The organism is Photobacterium sp. TY1-4, from assembly GCF_025398175.1.
Classification (GTDB): Bacteria; Pseudomonadota; Gammaproteobacteria; order Enterobacterales; family Vibrionaceae; genus Photobacterium.
The window spans coordinates 3224190-3242115 of record NZ_CP099734.1 but is presented as its reverse complement, the minus strand read 5'-3'; the positions used below and the strand labels follow the sequence as shown (position 1 = coordinate 3242115).

The window sequence follows — 17926 nt, the reverse complement described above, 5'->3', positions numbered from 1 at the left end:
AACTGGTGTTAAATGAATCAAATCAGGCGCAGAACCTACCTGATCCCCCCATCTTTGCACACGCAGTCTGCTTTTCGTTCGACGTTGACCAATCTCAAACTTTTTGGAATAAAAAATGAAATTTTAGAATTTCAGGTAATATCTTGCCCCGTCTATAGTGCTGAGAGTTATCAGTACAGAGGGCGCAGGACATGGATTACTTGCCAATTTTTGCAGACTTGAAGCGACGGCCTTGCCTGGTGGTCGGCGGCGGTGAAGTTGCATGGCGCAAAACCCGCTTATTATTAAAGGCTGGTGCAGATGTCCGGGTGATCGCCCCTGCACTGAATCCGGAATTTCAACAGGCGATTCAACAGGAGCAGGTGACGCACCTGGCTGACACCTTTGAGCCGTCGCATCTGGACGGCATCTTCCTGGCGATTGCCGCCACTGATCGGAAAGCCGTTAATGCACTGGTGTACCAGTCGGCCAACCAGCGCCAGGTGATGGTGAATGTGGTGGATGATACCCAGCGCTGCAGTTTCATTGTCCCTTCTATCGTTGATCGCTCGCCGATCATCGTCGCGATTTCTTCTTCCGGCAAAGCGCCGGTCCTGGCCCGCTTGCTGCGGGAGAAACTCGAAGCGCTGCTGCCGGCACACCTGGGTCAGATGGCGACCATCGCTGGACGTTTTCGCAAGCGTCTGTCTGACACCGTGACGACCCTGACCGGTCGCCGCATGTTCTGGGAGCAGGCCTTCGGTGGGCGTTTTGCTGAGCTGGTTGCAGCCGGTCAGGCACAGGCGGCTGAGCAAGAGCTGGAAGCGCTGTCGCGGCAGGTTTCGCCGCAAGGCCAGGTGGCCCTGATTGGTGCCGGCCCGGGCGATCCCGGGTTGCTTACCCTGCGGGCGCTGCAGCTGATGCAGCAGGCAGACGTGGTGCTGTACGACTACCTGGTCTCCGATGAAGTGATGGATCTGGTGCGCCGGGATGCAGAATTGGTTTGTGTCGGCAAAAAAGCCGGCTTCCACAGTGTGCCGCAGGAAGAGACTAACCAACTGATCGTCAAGTATGCCGAGCAGGGCAAGCGGGTGGTGCGCCTGAAAGGCGGTGATCCGTTTGTCTTCGGCCGCGGCGGCGAAGAGCTGGAAGTGCTGTTTGATGCCGGGATCCCGTTTCAGGTGGTCCCGGGGATCACGGCGGCAGCCGGAGCCACGGCGTATGCCGGGATCCCGCTGACCCATCGTGATTACGCCCAAACGGCGATGTTTATTACCGGTCACCTGAAGCCGGGCAGCGATCAGCTGGACTGGTCAACGCTGGCCCGCGGCAAGCAAACCCTGGTGATTTACATGGGGCTGATGAAATCGAGTCATATTCAGCAGCAATTGTTGACCCATGGCCGCGCCGCAGAGACGCCGATTGCGATTATCGAGCGCGGCACCCAGGCAACCCAGAAAGTTTTGAAAGGTCAGCTCAGTGAGCTGGCCACACTGGCAGAGCAGGCGGCTTCCCCATCCCTGATTGTAGTGGGTGAAGTGGTGACCTTATCAGAAAAATTACATTGGTTCGGCAAGCAGGAACAGCCTCAGCAGCCTGCTGTGGTCAAGCTGGCATAGAATGGAGAGAGTGATGGACCCGAAACGATTAACCCATCTCAAGCAGCTGGAAGCGGAGAGTATTCATATCATCCGCGAAGTGGCTGCTGAGTTCGACAACCCCGTGATGATGTATTCCATCGGGAAAGATTCATCGGTGATGCTGCACCTGGCGCGCAAGGCGTTCTATCCGGGCAAAATTCCGTTCCCGCTGTTGCATGTGGACACCGACTGGAAATTCCGCGAGATGATCGAATTCCGGGATCGCACGGCGGAAAAATACGGTTTTGAATTGCTGGTCCATAAAAACCCGGAAGGCCTGGCCATGGGGATCAGCCCGTTCAAACACGGCTCTTCCAAACACACCGATATTATGAAAACCCAGGGCCTGAAGCAGGCGCTGAACAAGTATGGCTTTGACGCCGCATTCGGTGGGGCCCGCCGGGATGAAGAGAAATCCCGCGCCAAAGAGCGGGTGTACTCGTTCCGCGATAAAAACCACACCTGGGATCCGAAGAACCAGCGGCCGGAGCTGTGGAAAACCTATAACGGCCAAATTAATAAAGGCGAGAGCATTCGCGTGTTCCCGCTGTCGAACTGGACTGAGCTGGATATCTGGCAATACATCTATCTGGAAGGGATCGAAATTGTGCCGCTGTACCTTTCTGCGGTTCGGCCGGTGGTTGAGCGTGACGGCATGCTGATCATGGTCGATGACGATCGGATGGAACTGCAGCCGGGCGAGACGATTGAGCAAAAGAGTGTGCGTTTCCGCACCCTGGGCTGTTATCCGCTGACCGGCGCCATTGAATCGGAAGCCGATACGTTGCCGGGGATTATTGAAGAGATGCTGGTGGCGACTTCCAGTGAACGCCAGGGGCGGGCGATTGACCACGATCAGTCCGGCTCGATGGAATTGAAAAAACGCCAGGGTTACTTCTAAGGAGAGCACAATGAACAGCGTAATTGAACAACAAGTGGCCGAGCTGGGCATTGAAGCCTATCTTGACCAGCACCAGAACAAATCCCTGCTGCGTTTTTTAACCTGTGGCTCGGTGGATGACGGGAAGAGTACCCTGATTGGCCGTCTGCTGCACGACTCTCAGCAAATCTACGAAGATCAGCTGGCCGCGATCCATGCTGATAGCCAGAAAGTCGGCACCACCGGCGACAGGCCGGATCTCGCTTTGCTGGTGGATGGCCTCCAGGCCGAGCGTGAGCAAGGGATCACTATTGATGTGGCGTATCGTTATTTCTCGACCAAGCAGCGCAAATTCATCATTGCTGACACGCCGGGACATGAGCAGTACACCCGGAATATGGCCACCGGTGCGTCCACCTGTGATGTGGCGGTGATCCTGATTGATGCCCGCAAAGGGGTGTTGGATCAGACCCGTCGTCATTCCTATATCGCCAGCCTGCTGGGGATCCGCCATTTTGTGGTGGCGATCAACAAGATGGATTTGGTCGGTTTTGAACAGGACCGCTTTGAGGCAATCCGGGATGAATACCTGGCGTTTGCTGAAAAACTCAACAGCGATCTGGATATCAAGCTGGTGCCGCTGTCTGCCCTCGAAGGCGACAACGTGGTGGATGCCAGTGAGCAGACGCCTTGGTATGACGGTGAGCCCTTGCTGACGATTCTGGAGCAGATTGAAATTGGCCAGGAAAAAGAAGCCGGTGAGCTGCGCTTCCCGGTGCAGTATGTGAACCGTCCGAATCTGGATTTCCGCGGCTTTGCCGGGACGCTGGCTTCTGGTGTGGTGAAAGTCGGGGATGCCGTGAAAGCGTTGCCGTCTGGCAAAACGTCCACGGTCGCCCGCATTGTCACCTTTGATGGCGATCTGCCGGAAGCCCATCCGGGTCAGGCGATCACCCTGACATTAACTGATGAGATTGATATCAGCCGTGGCGATACGCTGGTCGCTGCGGATGCAGATGTGCCATTGAGCAACCGCCTGTTGGCCGACATCGTCTGGATGGCAGAAGCGCCGCTGGAAATTGGGCGTCAGTACGACATTAAAGTGGCCGGGAAGAAAACGGTCGGGACGGTAGAAGCGATCCGCCACCAAGTCGACATCAATAACCTGGAGACCTTCCAGACTGAGAGTCTGCCGTTGAACGGCATTGGCTTGTGTGAAGTCGCACTGACCGAAGCGATTGCCGTCGACGCCTATCAGGCGTGCGCAGATACCGGTGGCTTTATCGTGATCGATCGGCTGACCAATGTCACCGTAGGGGCCGGGATGGTGCGTGAAGCACTGGCCGAATCAAGCCAGGCGCAGGGCATGTCGTTCAGTGCTTTCGAACTGGAATTGAATGCCCTGATCCGCAAGCACTTCCCGCATTGGGAAGCGAAAGACATCCGTCACTTACTGGGATAAATGGCATGAGTTGGGAACAAGGAACGGTTCTGGCCATGTTGATGGTGATTGTGGCCTGCTTACTGACCACGCGGATCAAACCGGCTTACTTGTTTGCCGGGGCGGCGTTTGTCGGTTTTCAGACCGGGATGATTGACTTGCCGACGCTGGCGGGCAATTTTACCAACTCATCACTGTTGACGCTGGTGTTGCTGATCCTTGTTTCCATTGCCCTGGAGAAAACACGCCTGATCAGTTGGGTTGGGCGTCAGATCTCCCAGGGCGGCCAATCCACGGTCGTCGCTAAGCTGGGGCTGTCGACCGCTTTCCTGTCGTCATTTACCAATAACACGGCGGTGGTGGTGTCGCTGATTGGGGCGGTTAAGCGCAATCAGCGTCATGCCCCGTCACGCTTGCTGATCCCGTTGTCGTATACCGCGATACTCGGCGGTACGCTGACCTTGATTGGCACCTCCACCAATCTGATCATCAACAGCTTTGTGGAAGATGCCGGGTTACCCGGGTTGGGCTTCTTTGCGCCGACTGCGATTGGGCTGGCCGTCTTGGTGGTCGGCTTGGCGGTGTTGATCCCGCTCAGTTACCTGCTGCCGGTCTATGATGATCAGAGCCAGGATGATCTGCCGTATTTCCTGGAAGCCAAAATTGTAGGGGGGTCGCCGCTGGCCGGAAAAACCGTCGCGGAAAATGGGTTGCGTGCCCTGCGCCGTTTGTTTCTGGCCGAAGTGATCCGGGATGGGAAAACCATCGCCCCGGTCTGTCCGGAGACCCGGTTAATGGCCGGCGACAACCTGTTGTTTTGCGGGGATGTGGAAAGTGTCACCACGTTGCAGGAAATTAATGGCCTGCACCTGTTTGGCCAGCACCACCTGAATGGTCAGTCGATGATGGAAGTGGTTGTCAGTCATTCGGCCGGCATTCGGGGCAAAACCCTGAAAAGTGTGCGCTTCCGTGAGCGGTTTGATGCTGTGGTGGTGGCGATTCGCCGGGGACATGAACGTCTGGGTGGCGGCCTGGGCAATATCGAGTTACACGCAGGCGATACGCTGGTGGTGGTACCGGGGAAAACATTTCACGAGAAGAAACAACAGCTCAACCGCGAGTTTGTGCTGGTGAACGGGCTGGATTCGAGCGCCCGCCTGGACAGCCCGAAAAGCCTGAGTGTGCTGGTTGGCTTTTTGACCGTGATTGCCGCGGCCTTGTTACAGGTGTTGCCGATCATTAATGGCCTGGCTGCTTATCTGCTGCTGCTGGTTGCTACCGGGATCATCTCGTTTGCCGAAATCCGGCGACGTTTTCCTGTGGATATTGTGGTGATTGTCGGCTCGGCTTTATCGGTCGCCCAACTGATGATGTCCAGTGGCCTGTCCGAACGAATGGGCAGCCTCCTGATGAGTTCGTTCAATGGCTGGGGGTTATACGGCGCCTTGATCGCGGTGTACTTGCTGACCTTAGTTCTGACCGAGCTGGTGACCAATAACGCTGCTGCCGCACTGTCGTTCCCGGTCGCCTATAGCCTGGCTGTTAGTTCTGGGGCTGATCCCATGCCGTTCATCATGGCCATTTTGTTCGGCGCCAGTGCCAGCTTTATTTCTCCTTACGGATATCAGACCAATTTGCTGGTCTATAGCGTCGGGAACTATCAACTGAAAGATTATGTGCGAGTGGGGCTGCCGGTTTCTGTGGTGTATTCCGTGGTGGTGTTGGCGTTAATCCCGCAACTCTTTCCTTTTTAATGCTATGTATTGGCATCGTTTAAACGGAGTTTATTATGACAGCCGTCATTGAGCCGCATGAGAATGAAAACGTGGTTTGGCATCGCCATCAGGTGACGAAAGCCAGCCGGGCGCAACAAAAATCTCAGCAACCCGCGGTATTGTGGTTTACCGGACTCAGCGGTGCCGGGAAATCAACCATTGCGGGCGCCTTGGAAGAGCGTCTGGCTGAACTGGGTTATCACACATATTTATTGGATGGCGATAATGTCCGCCATGGTCTGTGCCGTGATTTAGGTTTTTCGTCGGAAGATCGCCGGGAAAATATTCGCCGCATTGGTGAAGTCGCCAAATTGATGGCCGACGCCGGGCTGATTGTCCTGACGGCTTTTATTTCACCCCATCGCCAGGAACGCCAACTGGTACGGGATATGTTACCGGCTGGCGAGTTTCTTGAAGTTTTTGTCGATACCCCACTGGCGGAATGTGAGAAGCGTGATCCCAAAGGCTTGTATAAGAAAGCGCGAGCGGGTGAAATTAAACAGTTCACAGGGATCGACTCTGAGTATCAGGCACCTGATTGCCCAGAGATCCACTTACCGGCTGGTGATGCGTCTATTACTGAGCTGGTTGACCTGTGTCTGGAGTCGTTAAAAGAACGTCAGATTATCCGCCAATAAAAGGAGTCATCGCGGGTGAGTACGCTACTCGAATCGATTTATCACATCGCCAAAGAAGCCGGCGCTGCCATCATGGCGCACTATCACGCCAACGTTGAAGTTTCGGAGAAGGCTGACAGCAGTCCGGTCACGGCGGCGGATCTCGCCGCGAATGCCATTATTGTTCAGCAACTGACAGCACTAACTCCGGAGATTCCGGTGTTATCTGAGGAGTCGGCTCATACCCAGTGGCCGGAGCGCCAGCATTGGCAGCGTTTCTGGCTGGTGGATCCGCTGGACGGGACCAAAGAATTCCTGCGTAAGAACGGTGAGTTTACGGTCAACATTGCTCTCATCGAGCAGGGCAAGCCGGTATTGGCTGTTGTTCATGCTCCGGCGTTGGATAAATCCTGGTTGGGGGATGGGCATAAAGCCTGGTTGGAGACCAAAGCAGGACGTGAACAGATCAAGGTTCGGCCAGCGACTGTGCCGACCGTGGTGGGAAGCCGTTCTCATCCAAGTCCGGATATGGCAGCGTTTCTGGAGCAACTGGGAGAGCACAAGATGACAGAAGTAGGCTCTTCATTGAAATTTTGTCTGGTCGCTGAAGGTCGGGCGCAATACTACCCGCGTTTAGGTCCGACCATGATGTGGGATACTGCGGCAGGACAATGTGTCGCTGAAAGTGCGGGTGCGACTGTGCAACAGTTGGATGGAGAACCGCTGAACTATCATCGGGAAACATTATTGAATCCTCATTTTATGGTGACGCTCTAAGCTTCGTCATAACCGCCAGAATAACGGGCAGCGTCGGCTGCCCGTTTTTATGAGGCTTAAAAATAAGATCCGTTTTTATGTTTTTCGTCTAATTTTAATCTACTGTCTATTGGTTTAGTGACTGCCTGTGACGAAATGCGGTGACTTTAGTGTCAATTTTGACAGTTATGGGCGCAAATCTCATCAGTTGGCATGAAATATCAAAAAACTAGTTGTCATATCCCTGATGCTCTCTATAATGCCGCCTCACTGACAGGGCAGACGCGTAGTGAGTAAGTTATTTACAAGCTGTGCATAACTTGTTAGTGAGTCTTCTGGGTAAGAAAATTAATTGGAAATGGTGCTTGACACGGTTTTCAAACTGTCTAGAATGGCCATCCTCTTCTGAGTTGAGTGTCAAGGCTTTAAAAAGTCATCTCTTCTCTGGTGAGGTAAGTTAAGCGCTGGTTTGGGTTCTAAAAGAATTTAAAAAAAGTGCTTGACCTTGAAGGAGGCTTGTGTAAAATACGCAGCCCTGACCGGAAAGAAAGTCGAGTCAACGTTCTTTAACAATTTGACCATGCAATCTGTGTGGGCACTCGTGAAATGATAGTCAAAAGATTTATCAGTGAGCTGAGTGACCAAATTGATACTTCGGTATCAGCACAGTCAATTTATTTTTGCTTCTGCTTTTCTTAAAAGCGGCGGCAAGAAATCAGTAATCACTGAGCCGTTTCTTCGGAAACACCAAAACTTTAATTGAAGAGTTTGATCATGGCTCAGATTGAACGCTGGCGGCAGGCCTAACACATGCAAGTCGAGCGGCAGCGACAACATTGACCCTTCGGGTGATTTGTTGGGCGGCGAGCGGCGGACGGGTGAGTAATGCCTGGGAATATGCCCTGATGTGGGGGATAACCATTGGAAACGATGGCTAATACCGCATAATCTCCTGTCTTTTACGAGATGGGAGCAAAGAGGGGGACCTTCGGGCCTCTCGCGTCAGGATTAGCCCAGGTGGGATTAGCTAGTAGGTGGGGTAACGGCTCACCTAGGCGACGATCCCTAGCTGGTCTGAGAGGATGATCAGCCACACTGGAACTGAGACACGGTCCAGACTCCTACGGGAGGCAGCAGTGGGGAATATTGCACAATGGGGGAAACCCTGATGCAGCCATGCCGCGTGTGTGAAGAAGGCCTTCGGGTTGTAAAGCACTTTCAGTCGTGAGGAAGGCGGCTAAGTTAATAGCTTAGTTGTTTGACGTTAGCGACAGAAGAAGCACCGGCTAACTCCGTGCCAGCAGCCGCGGTAATACGGAGGGTGCGAGCGTTAATCGGAATTACTGGGCGTAAAGCGCATGCAGGCGGCTTGTTAAGCCAGATGTGAAAGCCCGGGGCTCAACCTCGGAATCGCATTTGGAACTGGCAGGCTAGAGTCTTGTAGAGGGGGGTAGAATTTCAGGTGTAGCGGTGAAATGCGTAGAGATCTGAAGGAATACCGGTGGCGAAGGCGGCCCCCTGGACAAAGACTGACGCTCAGATGCGAAAGCGTGGGGAGCAAACAGGATTAGATACCCTGGTAGTCCACGCCGTAAACGATGTCTACTTGGAGGTTGGTGTCTTGAACACTGGCTTTCGGAGCTAACGCGTTAAGTAGACCGCCTGGGGAGTACGGTCGCAAGATTAAAACTCAAATGAATTGACGGGGGCCCGCACAAGCGGTGGAGCATGTGGTTTAATTCGATGCAACGCGAAGAACCTTACCTACTCTTGACATCCAGAGAACTTTCCAGAGATGGATTGGTGCCTTCGGGAACTCTGAGACAGGTGCTGCATGGCTGTCGTCAGCTCGTGTTGTGAAATGTTGGGTTAAGTCCCGCAACGAGCGCAACCCTTATCCTTGTTTGCCAGCACTTCGGGTGGGAACTCCAGGGAGACTGCCGGTGATAAACCGGAGGAAGGTGGGGACGACGTCAAGTCATCATGGCCCTTACGAGTAGGGCTACACACGTGCTACAATGGCGCATACAGAGGGCTGCAAGCTAGCGATAGTGAGCGAATCCCAAAAAGTGCGTCGTAGTCCGGATTGGAGTCTGCAACTCGACTCCATGAAGTCGGAATCGCTAGTAATCGTGGATCAGAATGCCACGGTGAATACGTTCCCGGGCCTTGTACACACCGCCCGTCACACCATGGGAGTGGGCTGCACCAGAAGTAGATAGCTTAACCTTCGGGAGGGCGTTTACCACGGTGTGGTTCATGACTGGGGTGAAGTCGTAACAAGGTAGCCCTAGGGGAACCTGGGGCTGGATCACCTCCTTAACGATATGACGCATTGTTTGATGCAGTGTCCACACAGATTGCTTGGTCGAAATAGAAAGAACATGTTTTTCTAAGTGCCCAAACTTAGAAACCAAAGTCCCATTCGTCTAGAGGCCTAGGACACCGCCCTTTCACGGCGGTAACAGGGGTTCGACTCCCCTATGGGACGCCACGGGTCGTTAGCTCAGTTGGTAGAGCAGTTGACTTTTAATCAATTGGTCGCAGGTTCGAATCCTGCACGACCCACCATCTTCTCCTCGAAGATGGCAGTTTGATTTCACTTTTACAAAAGTGAAAATAAGCTGAAATACGGAGGGCGATTAGCTCAGTTGGGAGAGCACCTCCCTTACAAGGAGGGGGTCACTGGTTCGAGCCCGGTATCGCCCACCACTTTCTAATCATTTTCTGCACGGAATCGCAGATTCAATGAAGGTTAACTTTATTGAGTCCGATTTTTTGCCGCCGAAAATCATTAGAAAGTGGTTCTGTCTCTGCGGAGATGAGAAAACACATGCTCTTTAACAATCTGGAAAGCTGACTAGTAAATTCAATCGAAAAGATTGATTTATTGTTTCACCGAAAGGTGAAACGAGTTCTCAAGCAATACACATTCAAGTGTCTTGTGTAAGTTTGCTTTCACTTTTCAAAGTGAAGACAGACAAAGAGTCCGGCAAAACAAATTAATCCATCAAGCAATTGATGGAAACCTTGGTTGTTTACGATACAGACCCTTTGGGGTTGTATGGTTAAGTGACTAAGCGTACACGGTGGATGCCTGGGCAGTCAGAGGCGATGAAGGACGTACTAACTTGCGATAAGCGCAGATGAGGCAGTAAGAGCCACTTGAGTCTGCGATTTCCGAATGGGGAAACCCAGCTGCAGAAGCAGTTATCAATACGTGAATCCATAGCGTATTGAGGCGAACCGGGGGAACTGAAACATCTAAGTACCCCGAGGAAGAGAAATCAACCGAGATTCCGGCAGTAGCGGCGAGCGAAACCGGATTAGCCCTTAAGTTGGTTTGATGTCAGGTGAATGAGCTGGAAAGCTCAGCGATACAGGGTGATAGCCCCGTAACCGGTAACATCTTATCAGTGAAAACGAGTAGGACGGGACACGTGTTATCTTGTCTGAAGATGGGGGGACCATCCTCCAAGGCTAAATACTCCTGACTGACCGATAGTGAACCAGTACCGTGAGGGAAAGGCGAAAAGAACCCCTGTGAGGGGAGTGAAATAGAACCTGAAACCGTGTACGTACAAGCAGTAGGAGCACCTTCGTGGTGTGACTGCGTACCTTTTGTATAATGGGTCAGCGACTTAATTTCAGTAGCAAGGTTAACCATCTAGGGGAGCCGTAGGGAAACCGAGTCTTAACTGGGCGTGCAGTTGCTGGGATTAGACCCGAAACCAGGTGATCTAGCCATGGGCAGGTTGAAGGTGCGGTAACACGCACTGGAGGACCGAACCGACTAATGTTGAAAAATTAGCGGATGACTTGTGGCTAGGGGTGAAAGGCCAATCAAACCTGGAGATAGCTGGTTCTCCCCGAAAGCTATTTAGGTAGCGCCTCGGACGAATACTACTGGGGGTAGAGCACTGTTAAGGCTAGGGGGTCATCCCGACTTACCAACCCTTTGCAAACTCCGAATACCAGTAAGTACTATCCGGGAGACACACGGCGGGTGCTAACGTCCGTCGTGGAGAGGGAAACAACCCAGACCGCCAGCTAAGGTCCCAAAGTTATCGCTAAGTGGGAAACGATGTGGGAAGGCTCAGACAGCCAGGATGTTGGCTTAGAAGCAGCCATCATTTAAAGAAAGCGTAATAGCTCACTGGTCGAGTCGGCCTGCGCGGAAGATTTAACGGGGCTAAGCGATACACCGAAGCTGCGGCAATGCAATTTATTGTATTGGGTAGGGGAGCGTTCTGTAAGCCGTTGAAGGTGGTCTGTAAGGGCTGCTGGAGGTATCAGAAGTGCGAATGCTGACATGAGTAACGATAAAGGGGGTGAAAAACCTCCTCGCCGGAAGACCAAGGGTTCCTGTCCAACGTTAATCGGGGCAGGGTGAGTCGACCCCTAAGGCGAGGCCGAAAGGCGTAGTCGATGGGAAACGGGTTAATATTCCCGTACTTCTTACTATTGCGATGGGGGGACGGAGAAGGCTAGGTGGGCCTGGCGACGGTTGTCCAGGTTCAAGGGTGTAGGCTGATGGTTTAGGCAAATCCGGACCATCTCAAGGCTGAGACCCGATGTCGAGGTGCTACGGCACTGAAGTCATTGATGCCATGCTTCCGGGAAAAGCCTCTAAGCTTCAGATAGTAAGGAATCGTACCCCAAACCGACACAGGTGGTCGGGTAGAGAATACCAAGGCGCTTGAGAGAACTCGGGTGAAGGAACTAGGCAAAATGGTACCGTAACTTCGGGAGAAGGTACGCTCTTGACGGTGAAGTCCCTCGCGGATGGAGCTATTGAGAGTCGCAGATACCAGGTGGCTGCAACTGTTTATTAAAAACACAGCACTGTGCAAAATCGAAAGATGACGTATACGGTGTGACGCCTGCCCGGTGCCGGAAGGTTAATTGATGGGGTTATCTTCGGAGAAGCTCTTGATCGAAGCCCCGGTAAACGGCGGCCGTAACTATAACGGTCCTAAGGTAGCGAAATTCCTTGTCGGGTAAGTTCCGACCTGCACGAATGGCGTAATGATGGCCACGCTGTCTCCACCCGAGACTCAGTGAAATTGAAATCGCAGTGAAGATGCTGCGTACCCGCGGCTAGACGGAAAGACCCCGTGAACCTTTACTACAGCTTGGCACTGAACATTGACCCTACATGTGTAGGATAGGTGGGAGGCTTCGAAGCAGGTACGCCAGTATCTGTGGAGCCGTCCTTGAAATACCACCCTTGTAGTGTTGATGTTCTAACGTCGCCCCCTTATCGGGGGTGCGGACAGTGCCTGGTGGGTAGTTTGACTGGGGCGGTCTCCTCCCAAAGCGTAACGGAGGAGCACGAAGGTGGGCTAATCACGGTCGGACATCGTGAGGTTAGTGCAATGGCATAAGCCCGCTTGACTGCGAGAATGACGGTTCGAGCAGGTGCGAAAGCAGGTCATAGTGATCCGGTGGTTCTGAATGGAAGGGCCATCGCTCAACGGATAAAAGGTACTCCGGGGATAACAGGCTGATACCGCCCAAGAGTTCATATCGACGGCGGTGTTTGGCACCTCGATGTCGGCTCATCACATCCTGGGGCTGAAGTCGGTCCCAAGGGTATGGCTGTTCGCCATTTAAAGTGGTACGCGAGCTGGGTTTAGAACGTCGTGAGACAGTTCGGTCCCTATCTGCCGTGGGCGTTGGATGATTGAGAGGGGCTGCTCCTAGTACGAGAGGACCGGAGTGGACGAACCGCTGGTGTTCGGGTTGTGTCGCCAGACGCATTGCCCGGTAGCTAAGTTCGGAATCGATAACCGCTGAAAGCATCTAAGCGGGAAGCGAGCCTCAAGATGAGTCATCCCTAAGGCTTTAAGCCTTCTGAAGGGTTGTCGTAGACGACGACGTTGATAGGCAGGGTGTGTAAGCGCTGTGAGGCGTTGAGCTAACCTGTACTAATTGCCCGTGCGGCTTAACCATACAACACCCAAGGGGTTTTACGGACTCCATGAGCACTTGAATGAGTGTTTGAGATACTAGTTAACTTTTCCAGATTTAGTGTAGGGTCACATCGCTCCTTGCCATCCATGGCATCGCGATATTCGTGAATCCCTTCACGTCGAATTTGCTTGGCGACCATAGCGTTGCGGACCCACCTGATCCCATGCCGAACTCAGCAGTGAAACGCAGCAGCGCCGATGGTAGTGTGGGGCCTCCCCATGTGAGAGTAGGACATCGCCAGGCTTCCAATTTAGTGCGGAGTGGTAGTTCAGTTGGTTAGAATACCGGCCTGTCACGCCGGGGGTCGCGGGTTCGAGTCCCGTCCACTCCGCCAATCATTAAGTCCCTAGCAGCAATGCTGGGGATTTTTTGTATGCGCAGTATAGAGCGGTTGTTCAGTTGGTTAGTTTTTTTACCTTGCCTATCTATCTTGAGAGCAGAGCGGCCTGTCATGCCGGGGGCGCGGGTTCGAGTCCCGGTCGTGCGCGATCCCGGCAGTTCTGCTACTGATACTAAGCCCAAGCAGAAATGCTTGGACTTTTTTACGTTTAAAGATAATGTTCGCCCTTCGGTCTCTTGGTCTCGGCACTGGCCGTGCCGTTGAGCCCCATCTGCTCAGCCACTTCTTCGAAAGCCCCGCTAGAAATAGCGCAATGCTGATCAGTTAAGGATCGGTTGACTGATCCTTCTGATGCGTCAAAATCGGAAATCATTTACTGGTTTCCGGTTTTTTTATGCCCTTAGCTTCCGCACTCACAGATTTTCTTGAAGAGTCTCCTGTCGATATCTCCCAGCTGACCACTTTCTCTGAACACGTTCCCGACGAGTGGGTTGCCAGAGCTACATCTTTATCGACTCAGGCAACCATCAGACGAAGACGGCTCCCCAGTGATATGGTGCTCTGGCTTATTGTCGGTATGGCCTTTTTCCGCAATGAGCCTATAGCTGAAGTGGCCCGCCGTATGAATGTCTGTGCCGAAGGGTTGGCAAACGAGGAACTCCTGGCCAAGAGTGCTCTGACACAAGCCCGTCAGCGACTGGGAAAGGAAGCGCCTAAATGGCTGTTCAAACAGTGTGCTCAGGTATGGGGTAAAGAAAGGTACCCGGAAGACAGCTGGAATAAACTTCAGGTTTTTGCTGTTGATGGGGCTCTGTTCAGGACCCCGGATACCCCCGGGCTTCGCGAACACTTCGGTTCGGGAAACACATCCGGAAAGCGCCAGACACCTTACCCTGTACTCCGTCTTGTCACCATGATGAACGTGCGTTCCCATATCATCATTGATGCCGATATCAGCCCTTATCGCCGAGGTGAAATACCGCTGGCCCAACCCTTTATCAACTCGCTGCCGGATAACTCGGTGACTTTGCTGGATAAGGGATTTTACGGAGCAAGCCTGTTGCTGGGCATCTCTGCCAGCGGGGCAAACCGACATTGGCTTATTCCTGCTAAAAAAGGCGTGGTATACACACTTCTCGACGAGGAGGAAACCAATGACAACCTTATCGAGATGAAGGTCTCGCCCCAAGCGAGAAAGAAGAATCCGACCCTTCCTGAGAAATGGCAGGTACGGGCAGTCACCTATGAGGTAGACGGGAAAGAGAAAACGGTTTTCACCTCCCTGCCAAGAGAGATGTACAGCGCCGAGCAGGTTGCCACCCTATACCACGAACGCTGGGAGATTGAACTGGGCTACCGCGATATAAAGAGCTCCATGCAGCACAATTCTCTTACCTTGCGGAGCAAAACGGTCGAGCTGGTTTATCAAGAGTTATGGGGGTTGCTTCTCGGCTACAACCTGGTCAGGAGAGAGGCAAGCCAGGCGGCTGTGGCGCATGACAGAGCCCCCACAGAAATAAGCTTCAAGTACGCCTGCCAGTTTATTGCAAGTCAGCTCAGGGTAATGAGTAAGGCACTGTCACCGGGAAACACGCCCAAGAGGCTAAAGGCACTACGGGGGGACCTGTCAGTGCTCTTCAAGGAAAATCGCCCCAGGCCATCTAGGCCCAGGGCAGTTAAGATATCAAAGACCCGCTACCCGGTTAATCGCCATGCAGCTCCCCTTAAGTGAACTGCATTGCGCTAGAAATAGCGGGGCTTTTTATCGTTTGTAGGATCTTGAATGGACTCTCACAAAACTTCGGCTAGGGTCACGATAGCTTTCTTCCGCGTTTATCCCCTGCGAAATTGCGATCTGCTGCGTTTATGTCGGTTGCTGGACTTCTTCAACAACGAAATGCTTGGCTAGGATCTCCAGTAGACTTTCCTTGAACGGTTCATGATGCTTATTGCCCAGCAGGCTGGCGATTTCCTGTCCCGTCGGGGAGAAGCGGTAATAAGTAAAGGTGATGCCTTTTTTCGGTGTTCTGAGCCGATATTGATAGCCTTGGTAGCCAAATGCCAGCGGTGAGTCTGTGGCGATCTCTCCCGATTCGAGCTCTCCTCTCAGGATCAGTCCTAAATCCATGAGGATTAATAAACTGGAGTAGGGTAACTGGAATCCGCCGAGTGGCAGTTTATCTGCAGGGCGTGGACGAAACAGTCTTAAGGCTGTTTGACGTGGCGTCACGCCGGTGAGCAACTTTTTGTGTTCATCTCCACCAAAGTGACAGGCCAGCATGCAGGCGCGGTGAAACATCTGGGCTTCACGCTGGGTCATTTTTCTCAGTGTATCCAAAGTATGAATCGATGTGGTGCCAGGCGTCGTGATCTCTTGCTTGAGAACACGGCTCCAGAGCTTTTGCATGGCGGTGCTGCGAATATTTTTCGCGATCGACAGGAAATAATGCATCCAGTCGGGATCAGGGATCCCGGCTTTTTCCTCACCGCAGCTGTCATAGGCAAGCTTGCTGATTTGTTCCAGATTTTCTTGTTGCCGCTTTACTTCATTGTGCTCTCTTAATCGGGCTCTTTCTAAGAGATCATGCTCTGCCTCACGGGTGATCAGGAAGTCAATCGCGTATTCACCGGCAAGGGCTTTGGCACGGCTTCGGCTGTTGTGAAGATGAGTCGATTTCGTATCACTCTCAGCCACAGGGAGGGCGGGGGGATTGCTGACTGTCGGGATGCCATCTTGTTCTTCTGTCTGACTCATCGCGGGCTCATCAATGAAGGGGAGATGCTATTTTTATCAGCAAAGCGATGCTTTTGGCAATATACAGCCGTTTATCGGGACGAGGATCTGGTTAAACGTGGGGGCAGGAACGAAGGAGCCAGTTCCGAGTCCTGGCTCCCGCCCCATGGCCTTGTTTGAAAGGCAGGGTTAATAGGCAATGGTGAATTGGTTGCCTTGAAATTGTGCGGTCTCGGCTTCGTCAACCAACGCTATTGCCAAATCGGGTAACGAAATCCTTGATTGTCCCTTCTCGTCGACTACCAGGGTCTCTGTGCCCCGTCGGAACTGCCCCGTCTTTTCTGCTCCGCCAATATAAGCCGCTGGCGCCAGATACGTCCAGTGCGAGAACGTGCTCTGTTGGCAGTGAATCAGTTGCTCTGCACAGGCTATCGCAATGTCTTTCCAGCCATCTCCGACATAGTCAGGATCATCAACCAGACGTCGTTGGTCTGCCCTCGGGGAGAAGAGGCCGCCCGCCCCACCCGAGATCACCAAGCGCACCTGGTGCTGAGCCGTCACGTTGAGCAGGGTACTGGTCATCTCAATCAACTGTTGCTCTTGCCCTTGTGGTGGTCGAATGGCTGCGATCACGACATCTTGCTGGCGAAGGACGTCGTGATTTGAGTGGAGGGTTTCAAGATGTCCAATCACAGTATTTACTTCGCTCGGCAAGCTATCTGCTTTGCTGGCTTCACGGACGAGAGCGCTTACGTTATGACCGCGTGATAGCGCTTCTGCCACAATATAGCGACCAATATTCCCTGTTGCGCCGAGTACGAGTATTTTCATCACTTGCTCCATTTGTCTTTATATCAAGACAAATTTATCTTGATATAAAGATATGTAGCTGTCAACTGTTTGTTTTTTGAACTGAGCTGAATGGTTTGAGTCGAGGTGAGCCTGGGATTCGTTCGTGCGGGGATGGCGAACGAGATAATGCTTGGATGAATAGTTTCTCGGTCGGGGTGTGAAATGTATCGGAGGAATGATGTTACTTGTATCAACAAAGGCGCTATTTCGGGAAGATGCGTGACTTTTGTGTTAATCAATGGTTAAATTTATTGCGTGTTAGACGAAAGTAGAAGATGGGACTGAAAATGATGGAGGTACAGATGAAGAAGTCTGGGAAACGACTGACTGACGTGCTGTTGATACTGGGGTATGCCTCAATACTGGCTTATCTGGCGATGAACGTGTAATTGTCATTTTTTGATCAGATAAGCCAGTCTATTTTACATTGAGTTAACTTTCCTGGTGGCGGTTACATATCATCATATGCTTCCAATGCTGTTCCTTCTAACAGGTATCCCACTTCTGCCACTTCATGGCTGATATGCTGCGTTTGTAATTTACCGACCACATAAACCACATCCCAAAGTTGCTGGATCGGTGCGCCTTTGGCAAACTTGACATAGATGATTTGATTCGGTGGCGGCGGCGGTACATGAATACAAGCCCCGAAATAAGGCACCAGTAAAAACTCGGTAATGGCCTTATCATCTCCTTCCAAGGGAATCACGAAGCCGGGGATTTTCACGGTACTGCCGTTGAGCTCCGGGCGAACGGCCCCGATCATTGACTGCTTCGCTGCATCTCCCTGATGATCCATCACCGGCATCGCATTTTGATTGAATTGATTGCGCTCTTTTTCCGGTACCAGATCGAGCCAGTCCAGGGTTAACACGTCACTGCCATGGGCAATCACTGGTAGCCAGCAGCAGAAGAGCAGTAGCCATTTTTTCATTG

The 17926-nt window shown here is 52.6% G+C and carries 10 protein-coding genes, 4 tRNA genes and 3 rRNA genes; 14 read left to right on the top strand and 3 right to left on the bottom strand.

Annotation, left to right across the window (positions count from 1 at the left end; translation table 11 throughout):
- Positions 1 to 191: 191 nt before the first annotated feature.
- The 14 genes from cysG to NH461_RS14835 all read left to right on the top strand — a co-directional run bounded on the left by cysG (position 192) and on the right by NH461_RS14835 (position 15136).
- Positions 192 to 1598 (top strand): siroheme synthase CysG, encoded by a 1407-nt coding sequence (cysG, locus tag NH461_RS14900; RefSeq protein WP_261601088.1) that lies wholly within the window; start codon positions 192 to 194, stop codon positions 1596 to 1598.
- 13 nt (positions 1599 to 1611) lie between these two features.
- Entirely contained in the window at positions 1612 to 2520 is a 909-nt protein-coding gene (cysD, locus tag NH461_RS14895) for a sulfate adenylyltransferase subunit CysD (RefSeq protein ID WP_261601087.1), read from the top strand.
- A 10-nt stretch (positions 2521 to 2530) separates the two neighbouring features.
- Complete coding sequence (gene cysN / locus NH461_RS14890) at positions 2531 to 3961, top strand: sulfate adenylyltransferase subunit CysN (protein ID WP_261601086.1); 1431 nt, start codon at positions 2531 to 2533, stop codon at positions 3959 to 3961.
- A gap of 5 nt (positions 3962 to 3966) precedes the next feature.
- Entirely contained in the window at positions 3967 to 5694 is a 1728-nt protein-coding gene (locus NH461_RS14885) for an SLC13 family permease (RefSeq protein WP_261601085.1), read from the top strand.
- A 35-nt stretch (positions 5695 to 5729) separates the two neighbouring features.
- Complete coding sequence (gene cysC, locus NH461_RS14880; RefSeq protein ID WP_261601084.1) at positions 5730 to 6353, top strand: adenylyl-sulfate kinase; 624 nt, start codon at positions 5730 to 5732, stop codon at positions 6351 to 6353.
- 15 nt (positions 6354 to 6368) lie between these two features.
- Positions 6369 to 7109: a 3'(2'),5'-bisphosphate nucleotidase CysQ gene (gene cysQ, locus NH461_RS14875; RefSeq protein ID WP_261601083.1), complete on the top strand. Its 741-nt coding sequence runs from the start codon at positions 6369 to 6371 to the stop codon at positions 7107 to 7109.
- 735 nt (positions 7110 to 7844) lie between these two features.
- Positions 7845 to 9410: ribosomal RNA gene (locus tag NH461_RS14870) — 16S ribosomal RNA — on the top strand.
- Positions 9411 to 9506: 96 nt separating this feature from the next.
- Positions 9507 to 9582: transfer RNA gene (locus NH461_RS14865), tRNA-Glu, on the top strand.
- A 1-nt stretch (position 9583) separates the two neighbouring features.
- Positions 9584 to 9659: transfer RNA gene (locus NH461_RS14860), tRNA-Lys, on the top strand.
- 65 nt (positions 9660 to 9724) lie between these two features.
- Positions 9725 to 9800, top strand: a tRNA-Val gene (locus tag NH461_RS14855).
- 354 nt (positions 9801 to 10154) lie between these two features.
- Positions 10155 to 13043 (top strand): 23S ribosomal RNA (locus NH461_RS14850).
- A gap of 148 nt (positions 13044 to 13191) precedes the next feature.
- Positions 13192 to 13307: ribosomal RNA gene (gene rrf, locus NH461_RS14845) — 5S ribosomal RNA — on the top strand.
- The 16S, 23S and 5S rRNA genes sit together here with 4 tRNA genes alongside, the layout of an rRNA operon.
- Positions 13308 to 13321: 14 nt before the next feature.
- Positions 13322 to 13398, top strand: a tRNA-Asp gene (locus NH461_RS14840).
- A 400-nt stretch (positions 13399 to 13798) separates the two neighbouring features.
- Positions 13799 to 15136, top strand: a complete 1338-nt coding sequence (locus NH461_RS14835; RefSeq protein ID WP_261600266.1) for an IS4 family transposase — start codon at positions 13799 to 13801, stop codon at positions 15134 to 15136.
- Positions 15137 to 15268: 132 nt separating this feature from the next.
- On the opposite strand, the gene NH461_RS14830 is transcribed toward NH461_RS14835, so the two are convergent.
- From NH461_RS14830 to NH461_RS14820, 3 genes are all read right to left on the bottom strand, one after another.
- A complete protein-coding gene (locus tag NH461_RS14830) occupies positions 15269 to 16159 on the bottom strand; it encodes a TIGR03899 family protein (RefSeq protein WP_261601082.1) in 891 nt (296 codons plus the stop codon).
- 168 nt (positions 16160 to 16327) lie between these two features.
- Complete coding sequence (locus NH461_RS14825; protein WP_261601081.1) at positions 16328 to 16969, bottom strand: NAD(P)-dependent oxidoreductase; 642 nt, start codon at positions 16967 to 16969, stop codon at positions 16328 to 16330.
- 472 nt (positions 16970 to 17441) lie between these two features.
- Positions 17442 to 17924, bottom strand: coding sequence for a DUF3299 domain-containing protein (locus NH461_RS14820; protein ID WP_261601080.1), 483 nt, complete (start codon positions 17922 to 17924; stop codon positions 17442 to 17444).
- Positions 17925 to 17926 lie beyond the last annotated feature (2 nt).

What these genes read in the sequence shown, in the direction of transcription:
- cysG (WP_261601088.1), top strand. Translation starts at nt 192, where the DNA reads ATGGATTACTTGCCAATTTTTGCAGACTTGAAGCGACGGCCTTGCCTG.
- cysD (WP_261601087.1), top strand. Translation starts at nt 1,612, where the DNA reads ATGGACCCGAAACGATTAACCCATCTCAAGCAGCTGGAAGCGGAGAGT.
- cysN (WP_261601086.1), top strand. Translation starts at nt 2,531, where the DNA reads ATGAACAGCGTAATTGAACAACAAGTGGCCGAGCTGGGCATTGAAGCC.
- NH461_RS14885 (WP_261601085.1), top strand. Translation starts at nt 3,967, where the DNA reads ATGAGTTGGGAACAAGGAACGGTTCTGGCCATGTTGATGGTGATTGTG.
- cysC (WP_261601084.1), top strand. Translation starts at nt 5,730, where the DNA reads ATGACAGCCGTCATTGAGCCGCATGAGAATGAAAACGTGGTTTGGCAT.
- NH461_RS14835 (WP_261600266.1), top strand. Translation starts at nt 13,799, where the DNA reads ATGCCCTTAGCTTCCGCACTCACAGATTTTCTTGAAGAGTCTCCTGTC.
- NH461_RS14830 (WP_261601082.1), bottom strand. Translation starts at nt 16,159, where the DNA reads ATGAGTCAGACAGAAGAACAAGATGGCATCCCGACAGTCAGCAATCCC.
- NH461_RS14825 (WP_261601081.1), bottom strand. Translation starts at nt 16,969, where the DNA reads ATGAAAATACTCGTACTCGGCGCAACAGGGAATATTGGTCGCTATATT.
- NH461_RS14820 (WP_261601080.1), bottom strand. Translation starts at nt 17,924, where the DNA reads ATGAAAAAATGGCTACTGCTCTTCTGCTGCTGGCTACCAGTGATTGCC.